Annotated in this window: 24 protein-coding genes and 1 pseudogene; all 25 read right to left on the bottom strand. The window is 38.5% G+C overall.

The window, feature by feature from the left end; genetic code table 11:
- Positions 1-5 precede the first annotated feature (5 nt).
- Positions 6-728: a hypothetical protein gene (locus CJ483_RS08600; RefSeq protein WP_120034008.1), complete on the bottom strand. Its 723-nt coding sequence runs from the start codon at positions 726-728 to the stop codon at positions 6-8.
- A gap of 19 nt (positions 729-747) precedes the next feature.
- The gene (locus tag CJ483_RS08605; RefSeq protein ID WP_120034010.1) at positions 748-1068 is read right to left on the bottom strand and encodes a hypothetical protein; all 321 of its coding nucleotides are present in this window, start codon (positions 1066-1068) and stop codon (positions 748-750) included.
- A gap of 44 nt (positions 1069-1112) precedes the next feature.
- Positions 1113-1592: a hypothetical protein gene (locus tag CJ483_RS08610; protein ID WP_120034012.1), complete on the bottom strand. Its 480-nt coding sequence runs from the start codon at positions 1590-1592 to the stop codon at positions 1113-1115.
- 53 nt (positions 1593-1645) lie between these two features.
- Entirely contained in the window at positions 1646-2476 is an 831-nt protein-coding gene (locus tag CJ483_RS08615; RefSeq protein WP_259455592.1) for a chitobiase/beta-hexosaminidase C-terminal domain-containing protein, read from the bottom strand.
- A gap of 20 nt (positions 2477-2496) precedes the next feature.
- Positions 2497-2940 (bottom strand): gp17 family tail completion protein, encoded by a 444-nt coding sequence (locus CJ483_RS08620; RefSeq protein ID WP_120034014.1) that lies wholly within the window; start codon positions 2938-2940, stop codon positions 2497-2499.
- Positions 2940-3458, bottom strand: a complete 519-nt coding sequence (locus CJ483_RS08625; protein ID WP_120034016.1) for a hypothetical protein — start codon at positions 3456-3458, stop codon at positions 2940-2942. The genes CJ483_RS08620 and CJ483_RS08625 overlap by 1 nt, the downstream gene beginning before the upstream one ends.
- Before the next feature lie 4 nt (positions 3459-3462).
- Positions 3463-3906: a hypothetical protein gene (locus tag CJ483_RS08630; protein ID WP_120034019.1), complete on the bottom strand. Its 444-nt coding sequence runs from the start codon at positions 3904-3906 to the stop codon at positions 3463-3465.
- A complete protein-coding gene (locus tag CJ483_RS08635; RefSeq protein WP_120034021.1) occupies positions 3903-4472 on the bottom strand; it encodes a hypothetical protein in 570 nt (189 codons plus the stop codon). Before CJ483_RS08635 ends, CJ483_RS08630 begins: the two co-directional genes overlap by 4 nt.
- Positions 4473-4501: 29 nt before the next feature.
- The gene (locus CJ483_RS08640) at positions 4502-4741 is read right to left on the bottom strand and encodes a hypothetical protein (RefSeq protein ID WP_142927220.1); all 240 of its coding nucleotides are present in this window, start codon (positions 4739-4741) and stop codon (positions 4502-4504) included.
- Positions 4742-4787: 46 nt separating this feature from the next.
- Complete coding sequence (locus CJ483_RS08645) at positions 4788-6038, bottom strand: phage major capsid protein (protein ID WP_120034025.1); 1251 nt, start codon at positions 6036-6038, stop codon at positions 4788-4790.
- Positions 6039-6149: 111 nt separating this feature from the next.
- The gene (locus tag CJ483_RS08650) at positions 6150-6377 is read right to left on the bottom strand and encodes a hypothetical protein (protein ID WP_120034027.1); all 228 of its coding nucleotides are present in this window, start codon (positions 6375-6377) and stop codon (positions 6150-6152) included.
- Between the two features lies 1 nt (position 6378).
- Positions 6379-7140: an HK97 family phage prohead protease gene (locus CJ483_RS08655; RefSeq protein ID WP_182917001.1), complete on the bottom strand. Its 762-nt coding sequence runs from the start codon at positions 7138-7140 to the stop codon at positions 6379-6381.
- Positions 7097-7432 (bottom strand): hypothetical protein, encoded by a 336-nt coding sequence (locus CJ483_RS08660; protein ID WP_120034032.1) that lies wholly within the window; start codon positions 7430-7432, stop codon positions 7097-7099. Before CJ483_RS08660 ends, CJ483_RS08655 begins: the two co-directional genes overlap by 44 nt.
- Before the next feature lie 4 nt (positions 7433-7436).
- Positions 7437-9461, bottom strand: a complete 2025-nt coding sequence (locus tag CJ483_RS08665) for a phage portal protein (protein WP_182917002.1) — start codon at positions 9459-9461, stop codon at positions 7437-7439.
- Between the two features lie 56 nt (positions 9462-9517).
- Positions 9518-10812: pseudogene (locus tag CJ483_RS08670) on the bottom strand (PBSX family phage terminase large subunit).
- Positions 10805-11587: a phage terminase small subunit gene (gene terS, locus CJ483_RS08675; RefSeq protein WP_120034036.1), complete on the bottom strand. Its 783-nt coding sequence runs from the start codon at positions 11585-11587 to the stop codon at positions 10805-10807. The pseudogene CJ483_RS08670 and the gene terS overlap by 8 nt, the downstream one beginning before the upstream one ends.
- A gap of 78 nt (positions 11588-11665) precedes the next feature.
- Positions 11666-12034 carry a hypothetical protein gene (locus tag CJ483_RS08680; RefSeq protein ID WP_182917003.1) on the bottom strand — a complete coding sequence of 123 codons (369 nt, stop codon included), beginning with the start codon at positions 12032-12034 and terminating at the stop codon, positions 11666-11668.
- Positions 12035-12175: 141 nt separating this feature from the next.
- Positions 12176-13336, bottom strand: a complete 1161-nt coding sequence (locus CJ483_RS08685; RefSeq protein WP_120034038.1) for a HEPN domain-containing protein — start codon at positions 13334-13336, stop codon at positions 12176-12178.
- A gap of 83 nt (positions 13337-13419) precedes the next feature.
- A complete protein-coding gene (locus CJ483_RS08690) occupies positions 13420-13614 on the bottom strand; it encodes a hypothetical protein (RefSeq protein ID WP_120034040.1) in 195 nt (64 codons plus the stop codon).
- 122 nt (positions 13615-13736) lie between these two features.
- A complete protein-coding gene (locus tag CJ483_RS08695; RefSeq protein WP_120034043.1) occupies positions 13737-14684 on the bottom strand; it encodes an AlbA family DNA-binding domain-containing protein in 948 nt (315 codons plus the stop codon).
- Between the two features lie 80 nt (positions 14685-14764).
- Positions 14765-15271 (bottom strand): sigma factor-like helix-turn-helix DNA-binding protein, encoded by a 507-nt coding sequence (locus CJ483_RS08700; protein ID WP_120034045.1) that lies wholly within the window; start codon positions 15269-15271, stop codon positions 14765-14767.
- Between the two features lie 322 nt (positions 15272-15593).
- Positions 15594-16946: a hypothetical protein gene (locus tag CJ483_RS08710; protein ID WP_120034049.1), complete on the bottom strand. Its 1353-nt coding sequence runs from the start codon at positions 16944-16946 to the stop codon at positions 15594-15596.
- Positions 16947-16965: 19 nt separating this feature from the next.
- The gene (locus CJ483_RS08715) at positions 16966-17166 is read right to left on the bottom strand and encodes an XtrA/YqaO family protein (protein ID WP_120034052.1); all 201 of its coding nucleotides are present in this window, start codon (positions 17164-17166) and stop codon (positions 16966-16968) included.
- A 154-nt stretch (positions 17167-17320) separates the two neighbouring features.
- Positions 17321-17686, bottom strand: a complete 366-nt coding sequence (locus CJ483_RS08720; RefSeq protein WP_120034054.1) for a hypothetical protein — start codon at positions 17684-17686, stop codon at positions 17321-17323.
- Positions 17683-17880, bottom strand: a complete 198-nt coding sequence (locus CJ483_RS08725; protein ID WP_065410758.1) for an XtrA/YqaO family protein — start codon at positions 17878-17880, stop codon at positions 17683-17685. Before CJ483_RS08725 ends, CJ483_RS08720 begins: the two co-directional genes overlap by 4 nt.
- Positions 17881-18046: the final 166 nt, after the last annotated feature.

The following is an 18046-nucleotide window of genomic DNA, read 5'->3' on the forward strand; positions in this document are numbered from 1 at the left end:
TTCTGTTAGAAAATCACCGCCAGTGGGGGAGGGCCATTAGATTGAGCGTCACCACTTGGCGTATGTTGTGGCCCCATCGTTCCATTAGCCCCCACATTGTCATAAGTGGTTCGAATCACTCGATTCACTACAGAATCTAGCGTTTGGGTAAGATGAAGATTTCCAAAGCGTCTTGATAGATTTTCTAATGACTGACCTGCTCGTTCAATCATATCAAGTAGCTTTTGCAAAGCTGCCTGAGCTTGTCCTGTTTCTATGTTCACTTTGTATTGTTGGCCGGATAAGGTAGACCGGAGATTTAAAGCTCTTTGATTCATTTCTAAAAGCGTTTGTCTGGCAGCCTCTCCATCTACTTCTAAAGAACCTTCTGAGCCAGAGAAAGCCCGTTCAAGGGACTCAGCTTGCCTGCTTAACTCGCGTAATTCTTGTGCAGCGGGATCTGTATCAAAATCAATTTGAGCATTTGCTTTCAAGTCATTTAGCATAGATGAAAATATTTGCTTAAATTCTCGTACATCTCGAAGTGCTTGATCACTATTAACCGAAATATCCGGCTCTATGCTCATTCTGTCAATTGCTTGAAAGGCTCTTTCAAATTTGTTCTGAAGTGAATCAGCCGTTTCCTGCCCTTTACGTTCCAAAATACTTAAATCTTGAAGCGATTTAGCCACATCTACAGCAATAGTTCCTACCATTTCAAATAACTCCAAAATGTCGTTACTAGCCATGTTCTACCTCCTTTCTCTATCATTCTTCTGATTGGTTCCCAAATAGGCTATCAATGTACTCAACCACTTCATCTGCCGTTTCGAAGTCAGGCTCTTCAGTTGTGCCTTCACCCAATCCCACAGCATCAAGAAATTCAATAAAAGTAGGAGGTTCCGTTTTTCCTCCACCAAACACACCATTGATAGAATTTGAATGATGCCAAGCAACAAAAGCATGTTGGCGAAAGGACTCACGGTTTTCATCCGCTTCCCACTGAGCTGAATCGATCATTAATTGTTTCAACCGCATATACGGCAATTGAAGAATATATTCATCCGTCCAGCCATAACGACGCTGCACACGATCAATAGCTTTATAGAATCCTGCTTCGTCCTCTAACGGATTTATTGAATTGGGTTGGCCATTGGTGCTGCTGCTTCTTTGATTACTTGATCTTGTTTGCCCAGAATTCTCTGGACTGCCTTGAAAAAAGCCTTTAAGTCCTTCGAAGTGAAGATCATTTCCACAATGTCTACAAATGAATCTAGAGGAAGGTCTTTTACCACTTGTTCATCTTTACCTATTAACGTAGCAATCAGATCATAAATTTCTGTTTCTGATTCTACGAGGGAAAATACCAGATCAAAGACAATGCCCAGCATCTTTCCTTGTCTTTCCTCAGCTTTTGTCTCCTGATCCGTTTCTGTCCCTTCCGTCGGCTCTTCCTCCTGAAAATCTCGCATAAGCTTTAAGAAATAGCTGACAACTCCAGCACGCTTTAGAATCTTAATAAATTTAAATAAATGCTGTAGCCCTAGAGATTTGACCTTAATTTCTTCTCCATTAACAACAACTTTCTTTTCATCACGAATAAGTGCTTCCATGTATAATTCCTCCTAAAAGATAAAATAAAAAACCCCCTTGTTAGGGGGATCAATTACGGATTAATTGTATAAGCAAATGAAACAGGAGCCGATGTATCCTGTCCTTTTACAGCCACCGCTTTAATTGTGACAGTCGCATCCACACTAATTGGACCTGTGTATTTCGTTCCGTTGATAGGCGTTGGATAAGAACCGTCCATTGTGTAGTAAATATCGTGTCCGGCTGTTGCTGTTAATACAACACTTTGCGGAGCATCATAAGTGCCTGGTGCCGGTGAAGCTGCTGGAGCTAACACATTTGAACCACCCTTCGGATACAGAATATAAAACGGAATACGTGTCATTTCATCTTCAGCATATCTCGCCTCAAATTCTGCCTTTAACACCACATCGTCTTTTCCATTTCCAAAAGGTAAGTTGAACGAATCTGTGCATCTTGCATTTTCAAGCACGATGACAACAGGGATAGACTTGCCTGTGATCGCTCCAAAGAGTGCTAGAGTGGTAGAACCGGTTGGTGCAATAGAACCTGTGTGACGAATTATATTGTAATTCTCATCGTGGCTCGCAATATCAAATGCCGGCAATTTCAACTGTAGATTCTCAGGCGTCATTTCAAGAATATTCGTTGATAACTTAGCCTCTGCTTTAGTTAGCCATTCCATCCCTTCAACGCTTCCAAGAGCTCCGTCAACGTCTACTTTATGCCACTCTGTATCGACTGATACTTCATTTCCCCCTTTGGTTGCTCCCAGCAATTCCCCCCAGGTAGAACGATCTTCCGGTTTAAAAACGGATAAATCAAAGTTTTTTGTAATAAGCCCCGGGCCAATCATTAAGTTTCTAGATGATCCAGGACGCGCGCCGTTTAGCATTTGGTACATGCTGTTTCCTCCTTCATAAATTATTCAAGTAAATCGTCGCGGTAATAACGTAGGAAGATTTTAACGTTCACACATTTCACACTCGGATCAGGTTGAGGCGGCTCATATTTGAAACGACGAAATGTTTGCACTGCTTCCCCTGTCACCTGCTCGTTACCAAGTGTGTAAGCCTTGTTGTGAACTGCTCTCTCTAAGTTCCGCGCAATCTGCCTTGCCAATGTTCTATCACCCTCCGTAAAAATATCTGCTGAGACGAGGGCACTCCCCAGCAAATCATTTTGTTCCATTCCATCAGATTCAAGGCGTAAAACAATATAAGGACGCTCCATGTCATCTGGAACGTCCTCTTGTGCCACATTGGGATAAACCTTTCCATCTCCTGATGCAGTAGACCCTAATAGGCTTGTGATACTCGAATTAGCCTCAATAATCTGCTGAATAATATCCAACGGTTCAGCACTCATTAAACCTTTCCTCTTTTCAAAATGTCTATCAAGTTTTCACGTTGCTCATGATAAGTCGGAAACATATAAGGGCGCGGCAATAGATTGTGCTGCTTTCCATTCCTGTCTTTGCCCACAAAACCAAATTCGAGGGCTTTAGCATAAGGAACGTTTACAGGACCAACATAGCCTCGGTACGTATCTCCCTCCTCTTCAAATTCAACCTGAAAGGAGGTTTTCAACTGAGCCCGAAGAACAGCCGGCGGATCACCAGGACTCGACGCCTTATGAACTGTGGCACCTACAATCTTTCGTACTGTTTGGCGTTGACCTAATTTATTAATGACTTCCACTTCCTCAACACGCCCCGTTTCTGGCCGTATGGGATATTCTTGACCAGTTCCGACACTGTTGACCTTATCAATAAGCTCATTTCTCATATGGAGCGTGGCTGCTTGTACATTTCGCTGAGACCGTGCTCGAAGTTCTGCCATTACTTCAGGCAAATTAGACTTGAACCGCACCTCACTTCTGAACATGCTCTCACTCCTTTATTTCCAAATAGGTTGAACCTTCACGATCCACGATTTTATAGGAAAGATCCATAGCTTTCAGTGGGGCTTCATAATGGATTCCTTTCATGGAAGGTGATAAGGGTTTAGCCATAACTTCTACAAGCATATCACCCTCCAAGCCACCGGCTTTCCCATCAATCACAGGAACAAGGCGGTCACCATTTTTCACAATGTTATCTAGAAACATCCCTTTCATGATAGGTTCTGAACTCTCTTTCCCACTCTCAATGAGCTGAAGCTTCGTATCAGAGGAATCCACCATATAAAAGTGCGCCTTACCCGTTGCAACAAGAATAAAGCACTCTTTCCACTCAAATCCCACACGCACACGTTTGTTACGAAAAACCATCACATCATCTTTTATGTTTGCTCGGGCGATTTGCTTTAGTTTCTTTCTTAACATTGAATTCATAGATTCATCTTCCTATAGGAGATAAGCAGCTGCTGTATATCTGCCGGAATTGACTCGACGGACGCTTCAGCGAGTTGAACCTTCATATCTCCCATATCAACAGATTTAAGGCCAGCCATATCAATAGCAGCTACTTGTTCATCATCTTCATATAAGTGACGTACAAGCTTTAAACACGCCCTTTCTATGTCCAAAGGAAGAGTTCTTGGCGAATCTATTGTAGCGTCTTTGGGCAAAGTATAGCCTGCTTCAAAAACGATTTTAGAACGACTGGAGATGTACCGATACAGTACGCCTGCCTCTTCGTCTAATAAACAAGGTTTAATGCTCTTACCGTTCACACTAATAATGCGGTGTACGGGAAATTGAGACAGAATAATCTCATCTGTTGATTCAATAATCAAATCAGTATATTCGTCACGTTTAAACTGACGGTTGCAGTAACGCTCAATAATGGCACTAGCCATGTTTATGGCACCAATAACATATCTGTCTTTATCTTCACTGGCTAACTCTAATGTTTTTCGTGCCTGTTCAACTGTTGTTAATGCATTATCTGCCAGCATAGATTCACCTCATGAAATAAGGAAAACTGTTATTCAGTAACATCCTTATCTGTTTTCTTTTTTGCAGAACGGCTGCCCGTTTTCTTTTCCTCGGGTGCCACCACTTTCGTTTCATGTGAGGACTTTATTTTTGATTCTTTTTTGCTTACTTCTTCAGCTAACCCTGCCTCAATCCAAGCGACTGCCATTTTTTCTTCCAGATCAACAATGTGCCCGGGCTGATGAACACCCTTGGCACTGCCAACACTACGTAGCATTTTCACTTTCATGTAAATACGCGGCATCCACTTCTAGATACCGCTTCCTCCCTTCAAATTAGGATTTAACTTTCAATACTTTAAATGCTTCTGGACGATCCACACCACCACCGACACGCTTCTTAAATTTGAAACCAATTAAATCCTCTTCAATGTAAAGTTCATTTAAGCGTTGAATAGTAGAACCAGAGCGATCAGCAATTGTATAGCCTCGTTTAAAGTCACCAAATACAACCTGATCAGCACCAGCTGCAAAATCAGGGAAGTCGTCCTGAGTGTAAGTCGCAAAGCCTAATAACTGGTTTGGTGTTCCTGCTGTTAATGCTGGCTGCCAAATGTAATCTCCATTGCTGTTTTTAAATGTACGAATAGTCATTTCCATGAAAGAAGGCATTACCCAGACACCATTTTTCCGATGTGCTGATTTAAGAGCATACATTAACCTGATTAAGTCATCTGCTTCAACCGCTCCTACATTGGCAGACATAACCCGTTCAACATTAGCAGCAGTTAAGATGCCCTCTGGTTCTTCTTGTGTGTGGCCACGCCCAACGAGTACCGCTTTATCTTCTTCTTCTGCAGCAGCCTGAGCAAATGAAGAGGAAAGGTATTGTTGCAACTGAATGTCAGTATCTTCGAGCTCATCTGTACCGATCTTTGTCAATCCATTTAGGTTTTCAATGTAGATATAGTAATCAGTTGGATTTAATTCTGATTCATAGTTAGCTAGAGTTTTGGCGTTGACTTCGATTTTCCCCCATCCGACTGTTACTTCATTCATACGGCGTTTACGGATACGATCAGCTGACGTATTTCGTGTATTTACAAGAGAACGGAAAATAGCTGTCTCAGGCAGTTGACGTTGGATTTCCCGGTCGAGTTCTTCTGGAATAAGGATTTGTCCGTCTTGATCAGCAACAAGTGCTTTACGCTGATCTGGATTCATATCCGCACGGCCTTTGCGCATGAATTCATAGAAAGCAGCATTCTTTGCTTTCGCCTCTTTGTCTAGTTCTCCATTTCCCTGTCCAGCTTGATAGGCGCGGTTGGCTTTTGCCTCTAGCTCATCCAGACGCTTTTTCGCTTCATTCATGGCCTCGTTAATATTTTGAAGCTCTGTTTTCGTTTCTTCTGTTGCTTTACCGTACTTTTTAATTTCATCTTCTTGTTTGGTAGCAACTTTTTTAAGCTCTTCAAATCCTGATTGAATTTGTGCAGCTAAACCTTTGGGATCATCTCCACCAGCAAAGAATTGAATGTTTAAGCGTAAAAGTTCCTGTTTTGATTGAATCATTTTGATTTTTTCCATGTTATCCTCCTAGATTTAAATAATTTTGCGGCTCAATCGTTCACCAAGTACATTACTGCAGCTCAGTTACTAGCAATGAGTGCATAAAAAATAGCCCCTCAACTGAGCGACTTAAAATGTATATCCGATGATGCGAACTCCTTCAGCATGTTTATGATTTAATTTTTCATCATACGTTGCTTTATAGTAGTCCAGCTTTTTAGACAAATTAGCAGGCGGATTAGTAATCAACTCAGGTTGTTCAAATCCTGGCATTTCTACAAATAACCCTAACCCTACTCCCCTTTCTATACATTGCTTAGTTATGTTTTCAAGCTCTTGAATTGTATTCAATTCCATATTAATCAGCAGCCTCCATTGCAAATTTCTTTATTTCTTCAACAAGACTAGCAATCTCTTTTTGCTCATCTTCTGTAAAGCCTTTACCTTCGTTATCTTCTTCTGGATCATCAGGCTCTACAGCAGATAATAATGATTCAAGTGATTCGACAGCTGCTTTCATGGCCTGAACCGCACTTCGCACAGCTTTTTCACTTTGCTTTGACAGTACACGACCTGCCTTTTGTTCCGGTGCATGTTTGGCTGATGTGATAATAGCCCGGTCATTAGCAGGGAATGTAACCGCACTGATTTCAAATAAACGAATTTCTTTCAGGTATCGAATCCCGGTCTCACTGTCATATTCAGCCTTGATTGTGTTGTAGCCAATGGATACCCGATCAATGACTTTATCCTTCATCAACTGCATGGCTTCTTGCCCTTTTGGTGTCTCACTTATCTTCGCTTTAAAATAAAGGCCTATTTCGTCCTCACGAAGTTCAATAACTTTACCAATAGGCTGATTCCAGTCATGCTGCCATAAATATTTAACACGATCGCCACGCTCTTGAATCGTTTTAGCAAAGGCGCCTTTTACAATCACATCATCATAAGCATCAGGTTCACCGCCAAACGTACTGGCATAGCCTTCAATAATGTTTGTTTCATCATCCACAGCTTTAATTTCAAAGCTCAGTGCTTTTTTCTCCACATCGATTGGAGCAGCTACAGATTTTAATTCAATCGGTGAAATCTGAGGCTCTGCAATAAATGATTTTGTCATCGTATCCATACCTTTCCTTAAGATTTCGATATACTTCTGCCGATTCAAAGAATAGATACTTTTCACAGTGTCCTTTTTTAAGATTAATTTTATTCTCAGTTAAAACAAATCCATATCTCTCACATGCTTCTTTCACAAACTCGTGTTTATCAGCGAGGCTTTTTCTTGCATCTTTAAGTTCTTCTTCTAATTTTTTTATCCTCAGTTCCTCATCAAAGATTTCAGTCCCAGCAACTTTAGAAACCTTTTCAAGAATGCTAACTTTGATAAATCGCTCTAATTCAGTCTCCACTTACTCACCATCCCTTTGGTATGTGTTTTTCTGCGCACCTGCATTTAATACGCTCTTTAGCTGGTAATTTGGGATCACCAGGAAACATCCCTTCACTACCGCCAACATCATATGGCTCATCCATATCACGAGTTTGACCATTGCACTCAGAATGGCTTCCCCTTTCTCGGCCATCAATAGTGGTTACCCATTGTTTTTCGAGATCCAATCCTGTAGCAATAGCCCCTTCTCTTGCACCAGCATTTGATGCAGAAACGACCTCTGTACGAGCAATATTCATCGCACGTTTAGGTCCAAAATCGTCACCGTATATATTCTCAATACGTTTGGCGATTTGTTGAAGTGATTCCCCATTCTCTACACCTTCGCTAATCTCCATGCGTAGTGTTTCGCGGGTAAATTCACTGATTTTAGTTACAAGAAAAACAGCTGTCTCTCCAATGAACTTCTGGATTCTCCTCTTGGCCATTGTAAAAAGGCTTTGAAAGAATTTCTTTTCACCCGGGAAAGTACCTTTGCCTTCATATTCCGCTTTTAAGCGGTCATAATTCCATTGCCCGAAATGCTCCATTGTTCCGTAATAAACAGCAGTCATGGTCTTTACCCATTCTTTTTCCTGTGATTTAAGCTCTTTTAATAAGCCCTTTTCTCCATCTTTTAAGTAAGCTGCCACTACTGCTTTGCCCTCTTCTTCAAATCGTTTACGGATAAGTCGCTCACCGGATTTTTCATATCCCGCACGCTGTTTTTCAAACTCAGCTATATACTCATCATCTAATGACTTGTGTTCAATGTCAGCAGCGGCTTTCATAAAAAAAGCCTGTGCTTTCTTTAGCGGATCATCATCAGTATTAGGCTCTTCTTGAATCTGGGTATTCCCTTTTGCATCCTCGCCTTCTGGATAAACATTTAACGGTACGTAGCGTACATTACCATTTTCAATGTCTTCATACCCTAAAGCCTGTCGGATTTCATTGACTGTTAGTACATCTTTCATTTCACTGAGTCGAGTCCACTTTTTGTCGGAGTTTTCCTGCAACGCTTCGATTTGATCAGTGTCATAACCAACTACTAAATTTTCACCAAATAAAGGAACTAACTTGTGATTCCAACCACTAATGACTTTATCAAGCGTAGGCAGCACAGTTTCCATGTAAAATGCTGCCCTCGCTTCCTTGTAATTGTTATACGTTGAGCTGTCTTGAATCCCAACAATCTGAGGCGGTACCCCAAAGACAGCGCAAATTTCTTCCCGGGTCATTTTGCGGCTATCGATAAAATCCATATCCTTTGGAGACAGACCGAGTTGCTGCCATTCCATTCCGCCTTCTAACAACTGTGGCTTCCCCGCATTTTTAGTGCCACCAAACATTTTACGAATTGCTGCTTTAAAACGATTGTATTGAGGATCTGATAATGAATTAGGTGTCTTTAAAAAACCACTTGGAGCAGCATAATTTTGCGTTAATGATGTATTCCATTCTGCTGTAGCATTGTCCATATCTACGGTTTGCCTAGCCACTTGGATCGGGCCCAATCCGTAAAAATCATCTAAAGGAGAAAAGAACTTGCTATGAATGATTTTCTCATAAGGCACATCCACATCTTTACCGCTTACTGAATATCTGAATGCTTTGATATAATCGCCGCCCGGTATAATTGTTACCCGGTCAGGCCGCCAGGTCCATAGCTCAGTTGGTGCGCCTCGATTTGGCCCATTCATTTCCTGATACGTGTTTCCCGATAACAACAAAAAAGCAATTAACTTTTCTCTAAAGTCAATTGCAGATTCATGTTCATTCGGTTTATTTAATAAATCCAAAAGTGGATGCTGCTCAATTTCAACAAGCTCTTTTCCCTTTTTTTGATACAAAATAATAGGAACGGAAGCAGCTGAGCGAGCAACTGCCATGACACAACGATAAACCCATACATTCCTTTCAAACCCCTCTTTAGCTAATTTGTCAAAACTAGCTGGAGTTTGAGCAGGCTGACCATTGTAAAGCATCATGATAGCACTAGAAATCATTGACGCCTTGTATTGCATGTTTAGCAGGATATTCTTATTTATATTGTTCACCTCCTTTAATCATTGAATGGATCACGAATATTTGGTGCAGCTTCTACTTCTAGTGTATAAACACCATAACGGATAGCATCCAGCGCATGATCATATTCTTTAATGGGTTTATCTTCACCACGTTGAGCTGCTTTTTCATCCCATACATAAGAACTAAATTCTCGTAATAAGTTTTTGCAAGAACGATGCACAAAATGCCGCCCCTCGGATAAAGTGGCAGCTACCGTTCGTATTCCATCAACAACACTGTTGTTAGCAGGTGTTACGCTTAATTTTCCTTTTTGTTCAATCAGAGCAATCAAAGAAGCAGCAGACGGATCAACGATCACTTTTGTTGTGTATTTCCCGCAAAACTCCAACAAGTCTCTGTAATATTGCTCATCCGTTTTCTGGCGCCCTTCTTTACGGCCGTCATAATAATACTCTTTTAAATCATAGTATAGTCGTCTGCCTTCCTGATCGTAGGAGATTCCTTGTAAAATGAATGCTGTCGGGTTTTTGTTCCATAGTCAATTACTACTTGAAATTCACGTATGTTCTCCGGCCATTTATCGATGCCATGAGTGTCCTCATCAAACATATCGTAAATGACTCCCTCAGCCAGCACCCATAATCCGAGAATATACCGTTTAAAGAAAACACCGCTGTACATTCGGTAGTATCGCTGTTTTGTTTCTTCATCCAAAGAAAGGTTGTCATCCATTGTAAAATGAATATGTAACATTGCCTTTTCTTCTAATTGATCCAGCCACTTCTCTTTAAACCAGTGATATGGTCCAGCCGGGTTGCAGTTAAACCAGAACTTAGCTCCTTTGACTGAACAACGAGCAGTCGCCTGTGATACAAAGCTTTCTGGCATTAAGGCAACCTCATCAAAAAACATGCCGGCAAGCGTGATCCCCTGGATCAAGTCCTGTGAGCTTTCATCTTTACCACCGAAGATATAAAAATAATTGGTTACTCCTCGGAATGATATGGCTAGCATGTTATCAGCTCGATGATCTTTCACTTTATAGCCGCGAGACTTTAGCATTCTTTTGAGCGGCTTAATAACGTTCCTGCGTAGCGCTCCAATCGTTTTTCCAGCCATCCCAAGGTTTTCATCCTCAAAGGTTTCCATAGCCCACATGACGAATGACAGGGACATAACAACTGTTTTTCCGGCACGAACAGAACCATCACAAATGATGCCGTCTTTATTAGCATGTGGCGATGCACTACGCCACCACGTTAATACTTGTAGCTGCTTCTTTGAAAAAGGTTGAAATTTAAAGGGAGCAGGTTTCTTTTTCTTAATCATCTTCCTCACTCCAAATATCTTCCGCCTTATTTTCCAAAGCTTCTATAAATCCATCATCTTCATATTCACTGTCATCATCACCGCGAATCTTCGCAATTTCTGCTTTAGTCTTTTCAATTCCTAACTTCACTTGTTCAAGTTTCAAGCGGCGTTCATCATCGATATAAGCCAGCTCATCGAACTGCTTGATTAAACTGCGAAGCTCACCCATTGCTCTCGACTGAGCAGTTAAAAAAGTAGCATGTCGGTCCCAAGCAAACTGGAATTCGTACTCTTCTTCGGTAACCGCTTTTTCAAGCTCACCACCTTGATCTTTTGGTTTCTCAAAGTGATCGTACTTTGCCTTTTTGAGTTCCTTGATCATTTCCTCTTTCGATTCAACAAACATAATTCTTTGAGCTCGAATAATAGCAGCATACTGTATTTGAATTTGATCCCATATTAAATCAGCGGGTGACCGTTCATTGAGGCTGTTCATAATCTCCAGTGTTTCTGCTGGAAGGAATTTAGAAAAAAAGCCGTGAGTAACAGCATTCTGATTTCCTTTTGGAGCGGCGCCGCCTTTATTACCTTTAGCATTGATATTTCCTTTTGGCGCACCACGCTTTTTTGTGTGCACACTTTTTTCAGAGGGTGCACCCCTATCACGGTTCCATCCGTAGCGTTTTTTCCAGGACTTTACCGTGTTAATCGATACCTCATACTTTGCCGCAATGTCTTTATATTTCATGCCTTTGACATAATCTTTTTCTGCCAATACGTATTTTTCAGCCATACTACATCACCTGCCACCTCCTATATTTGTGTTTGTTTTGGAGCAAAGAAAAAAGCACCTGTTAAGGTGCCTTATACATTAAAAGATTAAAATACGATAAATGAAAGTCGGTGCTGATTCGAAGAAATCAGAATCCGTAATCTTCTTTGTTTGATTAAATTCATCTATTTTATTTCGATTCAGGCAATGTAAATAATATTTATTATTATTTATTTGCTCTACGTATTTGATATCAGGAAAAGAATATGTATATTCCTCTCCTGTTTCCAGATTGCGTAATTGCAGTAACAATAAAGAACCTGTTTTAGTATCCAAGACTTCATACTTTAAAACTTTATGATTAATAGTCTCATCTTGTGCAGGTATATCAGGTGATACGCTAAGTTGAACAATTGGATTCTTTTCTAAGTCAGCCTGTAAAAAATTCATATGTGTAACAATCAACACAATAACACCTCCTTTTCTACTAAATTATACATAAAAAATAGGTATTTTTAACCATAAATAATTCGACAAAAATTTACACATTTAGCTATATAGGTAGATGATTTTTAAAAATAGAAAAAGCACCTCTAGTGAGATGCACAATTAGCCAAATATTTTCTTGTTTATGTCTTCCTCCATATCCTCTAAGGTCTTATTATTAGCAATGTAATCTAAACCAGTTAATGCAACTTGCAAAACAATACTTTCTAATTCCGAAAGACTTCTTAACATTTTTTCTTTAGCTATTTTATTGCCGTGAACAATGTCAGATCGCAAATTATATAGTTTTTTGACTTTGTTAAAAAGAGTTTTATCCCCATTTAACAATTTAGTTGTATATAGAGAAATGCGGTATGTTACTTCAGCTTTAACAGATGGGTAAGAAGCTTCTAAAGCTATCATTAGATCAATAAACTTATCTTCTAAATCATTTTTATTATGTGCAGAATATATCCTATCAATGGGAATAAACTTTAAGCCTGGGTCTAATTTATCTAACTTTTTATAAATTCGCTTAATTACCTCGATGTTTTCAAGTTCTACGTTTTTTTTAAAGCCCACTGTTGGAAATTCTGGAAAAAACGACTTAGCATATATGTTTGTAAAATAGGAATATGTGATGGCCGGTGAGAAACCGAGTTTATTTATAACTCCGTTTGAGAGGATTATAGCCTTTCCTAAATTTAAAATCTTACCTCGGACTTTAGTTTTTACTTCTTCTTCGCAATGACTTTTATATTCAATAACCAAAGTAGGTTTAGGATTAATTATACTAGAGATATCGTTAATATTGTATGAAAGTGCCATTTTGCCTTCGTAAACATGATTGTAGTAGTATTCCGCTGATTCACTGTCTAAGTTTTTTATTACTAACCCATCAACTTCAACCGAGGCTCCTCCAATTAATTTATATCCATGCAGAAGAGTTAAGGTTCTATTTACGTATACATTTTCTTCACTACCCTTAAGGTACTCTAGATAAAGTTCATCGAAGTCTTTTTGGACAAACTCATACTTTTTCACTTTAATCAAATAAGCTTTTAAAAACATCAAAGTTTCTTTATCAATATCTTTAAGACAGTTCTCTAAGAATGGCTGTACATAACCTGGCAACTCCATATTTATCATTGGGGTTGGATTCAGTTCTGTAATTGAACCATCCTCGTCTACTTTAATTTTGGTTACATAGTGGATTGATTGAATTTTAGAAAGTACTTCTAAGTACTCTTTAATTTTTTGTTCCATAATTAATTTATCATTCATGAAATCCGCTCCTTCTGCTAAATATCAATTCGACAAAAGGAGATATTTTCCTCCAAAGAAAAAAGCATCCCGAGGGATGCTCGCTATCTATATAAAGAATAAGAATCTAACCTAACATGTTGTGTGAAAATACCTGTGGCGGATGAAACAGCCTCAATTACTTCTCTTTCAAATTCTTTTTCTCTATCTTCAGAATACCCAGTTTTAACATCTACTAAGACAGCTTCAATATCCGCTGTTCGCTTGCTGCCATCCCAAAACATTACTTTATATACCATTTTAATACCTCCTTTTGTCCTATATTTCAAAAAAACCGAGGCATTTACCTGCAAATAAAAACATCACCGTACGAATGACGAAATTGTATTTCTCATATATATATCTTATGCACGACAAAAAATTATTCAAAAAATGCTTTTTCTTTTCTAATAATTTCTTGAAAGACTTCTTTTATCTCACTTTTTTTCATAGTTGGAAATGACTTTTTCAAAGCTATAACTCTACTATTTAATATTCTTTCATTAAGATAGGTTTTTTTGGGGGAGGTATTTAGGAGATCGTAAATAATTTCGCTTAATATCTCTGTTTTACGTTCTTCATATGTATCTACTACGCCGAAGTTTCCCATTAAATTATTTACCTTTGACTCAATCCTTGGAATTCGATGAACTGTATTACTAATAAACTCCCATATCTCATCGACAGTCGATTTAATATCATCTACAGTACTCTCTATATTACTTGAATTGGATTCAACATTATCCGCGGTGTCTCCCACTAAATCCATCTGGTACTTTAAGTCAGATTCGAGATCTTTAATATCTTGTGCTATTTTTTTGGTTTGGATACTGATATCATTTTTTAGATTTAACAATATATCCTCTAATTCAATTGTAGCTTCTTTAAACTTCTCAATAAATTTCTCTCTTTCATTCTCCATGAATAAGCTAAGAAGCTGGTTTGGTGTTAGCGACTGGTTTTGACCATCTCCTCTGACTTTATAAGTTCCACTCTTCGTACAGTAAGGTTTAAATATCCCTGTTGGTATATATATCTTATACACTTCTTTGTCAGAAAATTGGACTACTTCTACATTTACATTGACTGGCGGTATGCAACTCTGCGCCTTATCTAATATGGATAACTTGATACCGTCATTAATTTTACATCCGACTACTCGGCCAACTTGTTTTCCTTCTTTATCTTTCGCTTCTTCAACCCCTAAATAAATGCAACCCCCTAGTCGTGAATTCGCAAAAGAAACTAAATCTTCCGCATCTAGACCCTTTATACTTAACTTATATTCCACATCAAAACTCTCTTCTTCAATATAAATTTCTTTAGACATACTTGCCTCCTTGGAAAATGATCCATTTTGTTACAATTATACACCAATTTAAGTTAATCCTTTCAAAAAAAGAGTCCCTTTCATGAAACTAGAAAGAGACTACCGTTTTTACGATCTTCAATTTTAAGTTCTGCCCGTTCTAAATACGTTTGCACTGAAGATTTAGTGATACCTAATAATTCTGCTGTGTACTCATAGGACAATCCTTCCGCTCTGATTAATGTAAATACATCCCTCTCTCTCTTTGTTAGATCCCCAAGCACATCTTCCAACAGCCACTGTTCATCTGTAGTCAGTTTCCGATCTTCAATAACCGCTCGATTAGGAACGACAGCTTCAAGTAACTTTGGGTCCAATGTATAGGCACCACTCCTGTCCGCTCCACGTCTTGCATCTGGATAACGGCCCGATACCATCCACTGAATCACAAATTCCATTTCATTAATCATGCTATTAATTAGTGTTTTATCCTGTAAATCTAACTCTGTTAATTCTTCCTTTACTTCAATAGTCGCTTTCATTTCTTTTAATGCACGAAGAGATTGCTTGTATTCAAAAATAAGAGTTCTCATATTAATATCTTTCATCGCTTATATGCGCCTCCTCGTCCCCTTTTCAACGTCTGCATGTTGATCCTCATCAAGTACCGCAAATCGCTATCAGACAAAGGGTGTGGTTTTCTGGCAGGCTGTTCTTTTCTCTTTAACGGCCTCTTTTTCGACTGCCCTTTCTTTTTAACTACCTGATTTTTCCGCTTCCATTGTTGCAACTGACCCCTCATACTTAAATTCATATCTCTTACCCCCTTTATGAAAATAAAAAAGAGGACACCAAACGATAAAACAGCTCTGAACTGTCTTAAAGTTTTGGTGTCCTCCAGTTTTCTGGTAGAACTTCATAAATAATTTATTATCTTGTTTCTTCCCGAGCAACTTGCTTAGCTTCACGGTGTAAATTATATACACGTTTATTCATTTTCTTAGAAGAGGTCTCCAGATAATGGGTTATATCCTGTTCATTAATGTTTTGTTGCAGAACTAATGATTTGAATTTTTCTGCTATTTCTTTATATGAAACAAGCAGGTACTCTCCATTATTTTCAAAAATAATTTCATTGTCAGAAAGTGACTTAAATACTAAGTTGTACGAAGTAATGAGTTCCGATACCTGTTCAAGAACTGCTTCATATGAGTTCCGCCCATATAAATTCCCTCCCATAAACACTTCGTATAGACTTACTGGCATATCTAGTTCTTCTTTGAATATAAGTCCTCCATAATTTAAAACAAATTCGGAATAACTATAAGTAAATTTAATGTGTTTGAAATTAAAATCGAGCATTGAAAAAATATAGTCTATTTTCCCTCTTTTATCTAGTCTATCTATCCTTAGACCACTAGATTTTAAATAATGATTAAACTTTTGAGCTAAATCAGACATAAAAGTTTCCTCTGTAATACGGTGAGCTGTTTTCCATGTAATCATTCCGCTATCTTTTTTAATAAGTTCTAGAACTGACTTCTTTTGATTAGCAATTAACCATGTAGCGAGTTCTCTTGAAGTAATAAATAATTTTGATTGATTAGTTTTGACAAACTCTTCTATCTCAATGAGTAACTTATCACTTTTTTGTATTAGTTCAGATATATTTTTATATGTCCCTTTTTTATTTTTTCCATTCAAAAAATCCTGATAAATTAACGCTAACCTCCGACCAATTTCTCTCCATTTTAAATCAAGCTCTTCAGCAATCACGATTGGGAAATCATCAATTTTTTTATTCCAATTTTCGATCTTTTTACTAATACCAGGAAACTCTTCATTCAATCTCTTGATTCGAGCTGCTCTTTCTGCCTCTTTCATATAATGTTTGAAGCGTAAATGCATCACTTCTCCAAACTCTTTAGCACACTCACTACCTACGATGAGAGTAATGCCATTGTATTGGTTTTTTATGGGGCACTTCCATCTCAACGGCTTTTTTCCACATAATGAACAAGCTTGTCCAAGTGATTTATACTCATTCCCTAGATCTATGACTGGAGAATCTTCATCCTCTATCCATTCACTTTGTGCTACAGGAAGAAGACTAGGTAAAATAGTTTGAAGAGACTGGCCTATTGGTGAACCTTCAATCAGTTCATAGGATATTTTCTGGTTTTCCTCAAGAAACAATTTAATATTCGTAAACTCTTTTTTTGAAATAACGCTACTATTCAATAATAGGTTTCTTTGCTTTTTAGAGATAAATACTTTTGACATCCCCTTGTCACTCCATTCACTAGAAGTCCTCTCCCTCATCCCACTTCACACGCTTCACTTTTTCCTGATGCGTGATAATTTTCGTCTTACCATGCTGCGGTAAATCAGCAACTTTCACTTTCCCGTCACAGACCAGTACCACAAAATTTTCCTTCATTTCCATTATATCCAACACTAGCACTATTTTACTAGAGTCAATTTCTATCTCTGTTAATCTCACAAAAACCCCTCCCAATTTTTTAAATAAAGATGTTCTGCTTCTTTAATTCATATCTCTTACCCCCCTATAAAAATAAAAGAGGACACCAAACAATAAAGCAGCTACAATACTGCTCTAAAGTTTTGGTGTCCTCCAGTTTGCTGGTAGAACTAAGCTATTCTCTTATTGAAATAACAAACAAAGTTGCGCTTAATGCAAAAAGCGTCGTTATATCAGCAATCATTTGAACGTTTCCATCTACACTTAATGTAATTACTGCTGTCAGTGGGAAAGAGGCCATGAGTATATAATCTCTTGCCTCGTAGCTGACTTTTTGAATTAACTTTTGAATTCCAACGTATTTTTCCGGGTTAATCGGGGCGTCAGAAATTAACTTTAAAAAATCTACTAATACCATAATAAAAGCAAATATAGAGCAGCTCAACATAACTTTCGGGTGAAGAGGTGTACTCAACCTTAAAAGTGCTAAAAAAAATATAAAGGCTGCTAATGATGAAATTAATTTGTGATTGCTTGTCAAAACTCTTCCCCCTCGTCCCACTTCACCCGTTTTACTTTCCCCTGGTGCGTAATAATTTTCGTCTCGCCATGCTGTGGTAAATCAGCAACTTTGACTTTGCCATCACAAATGACAATAGCCTTGTTATTTAATTCCATTATATCCAACTCTAGTCGCATTGTACTAGGATCAATTATTAAATCTGTTAATCTCACAAAAAAACCTCCCGATCTGTTAAAATAGTAGTGTCGATACTTTTTAAAAGGCCGGGAGCTTTCCTGGCTTTTTTGTATATTTTTGCGCAAATTGGAAACACTGTTTAGAGAGTCACCTGTTCGTTCCCCCAGAACATATACAGGTTAATAAGTCTGCCAGGAGTTT

Source organism: Bacillus sp. PK3_68, assembly GCF_003600835.1.
Taxonomy (GTDB): Bacteria; Bacillota; Bacilli; order Bacillales; family Domibacillaceae; genus Pseudobacillus.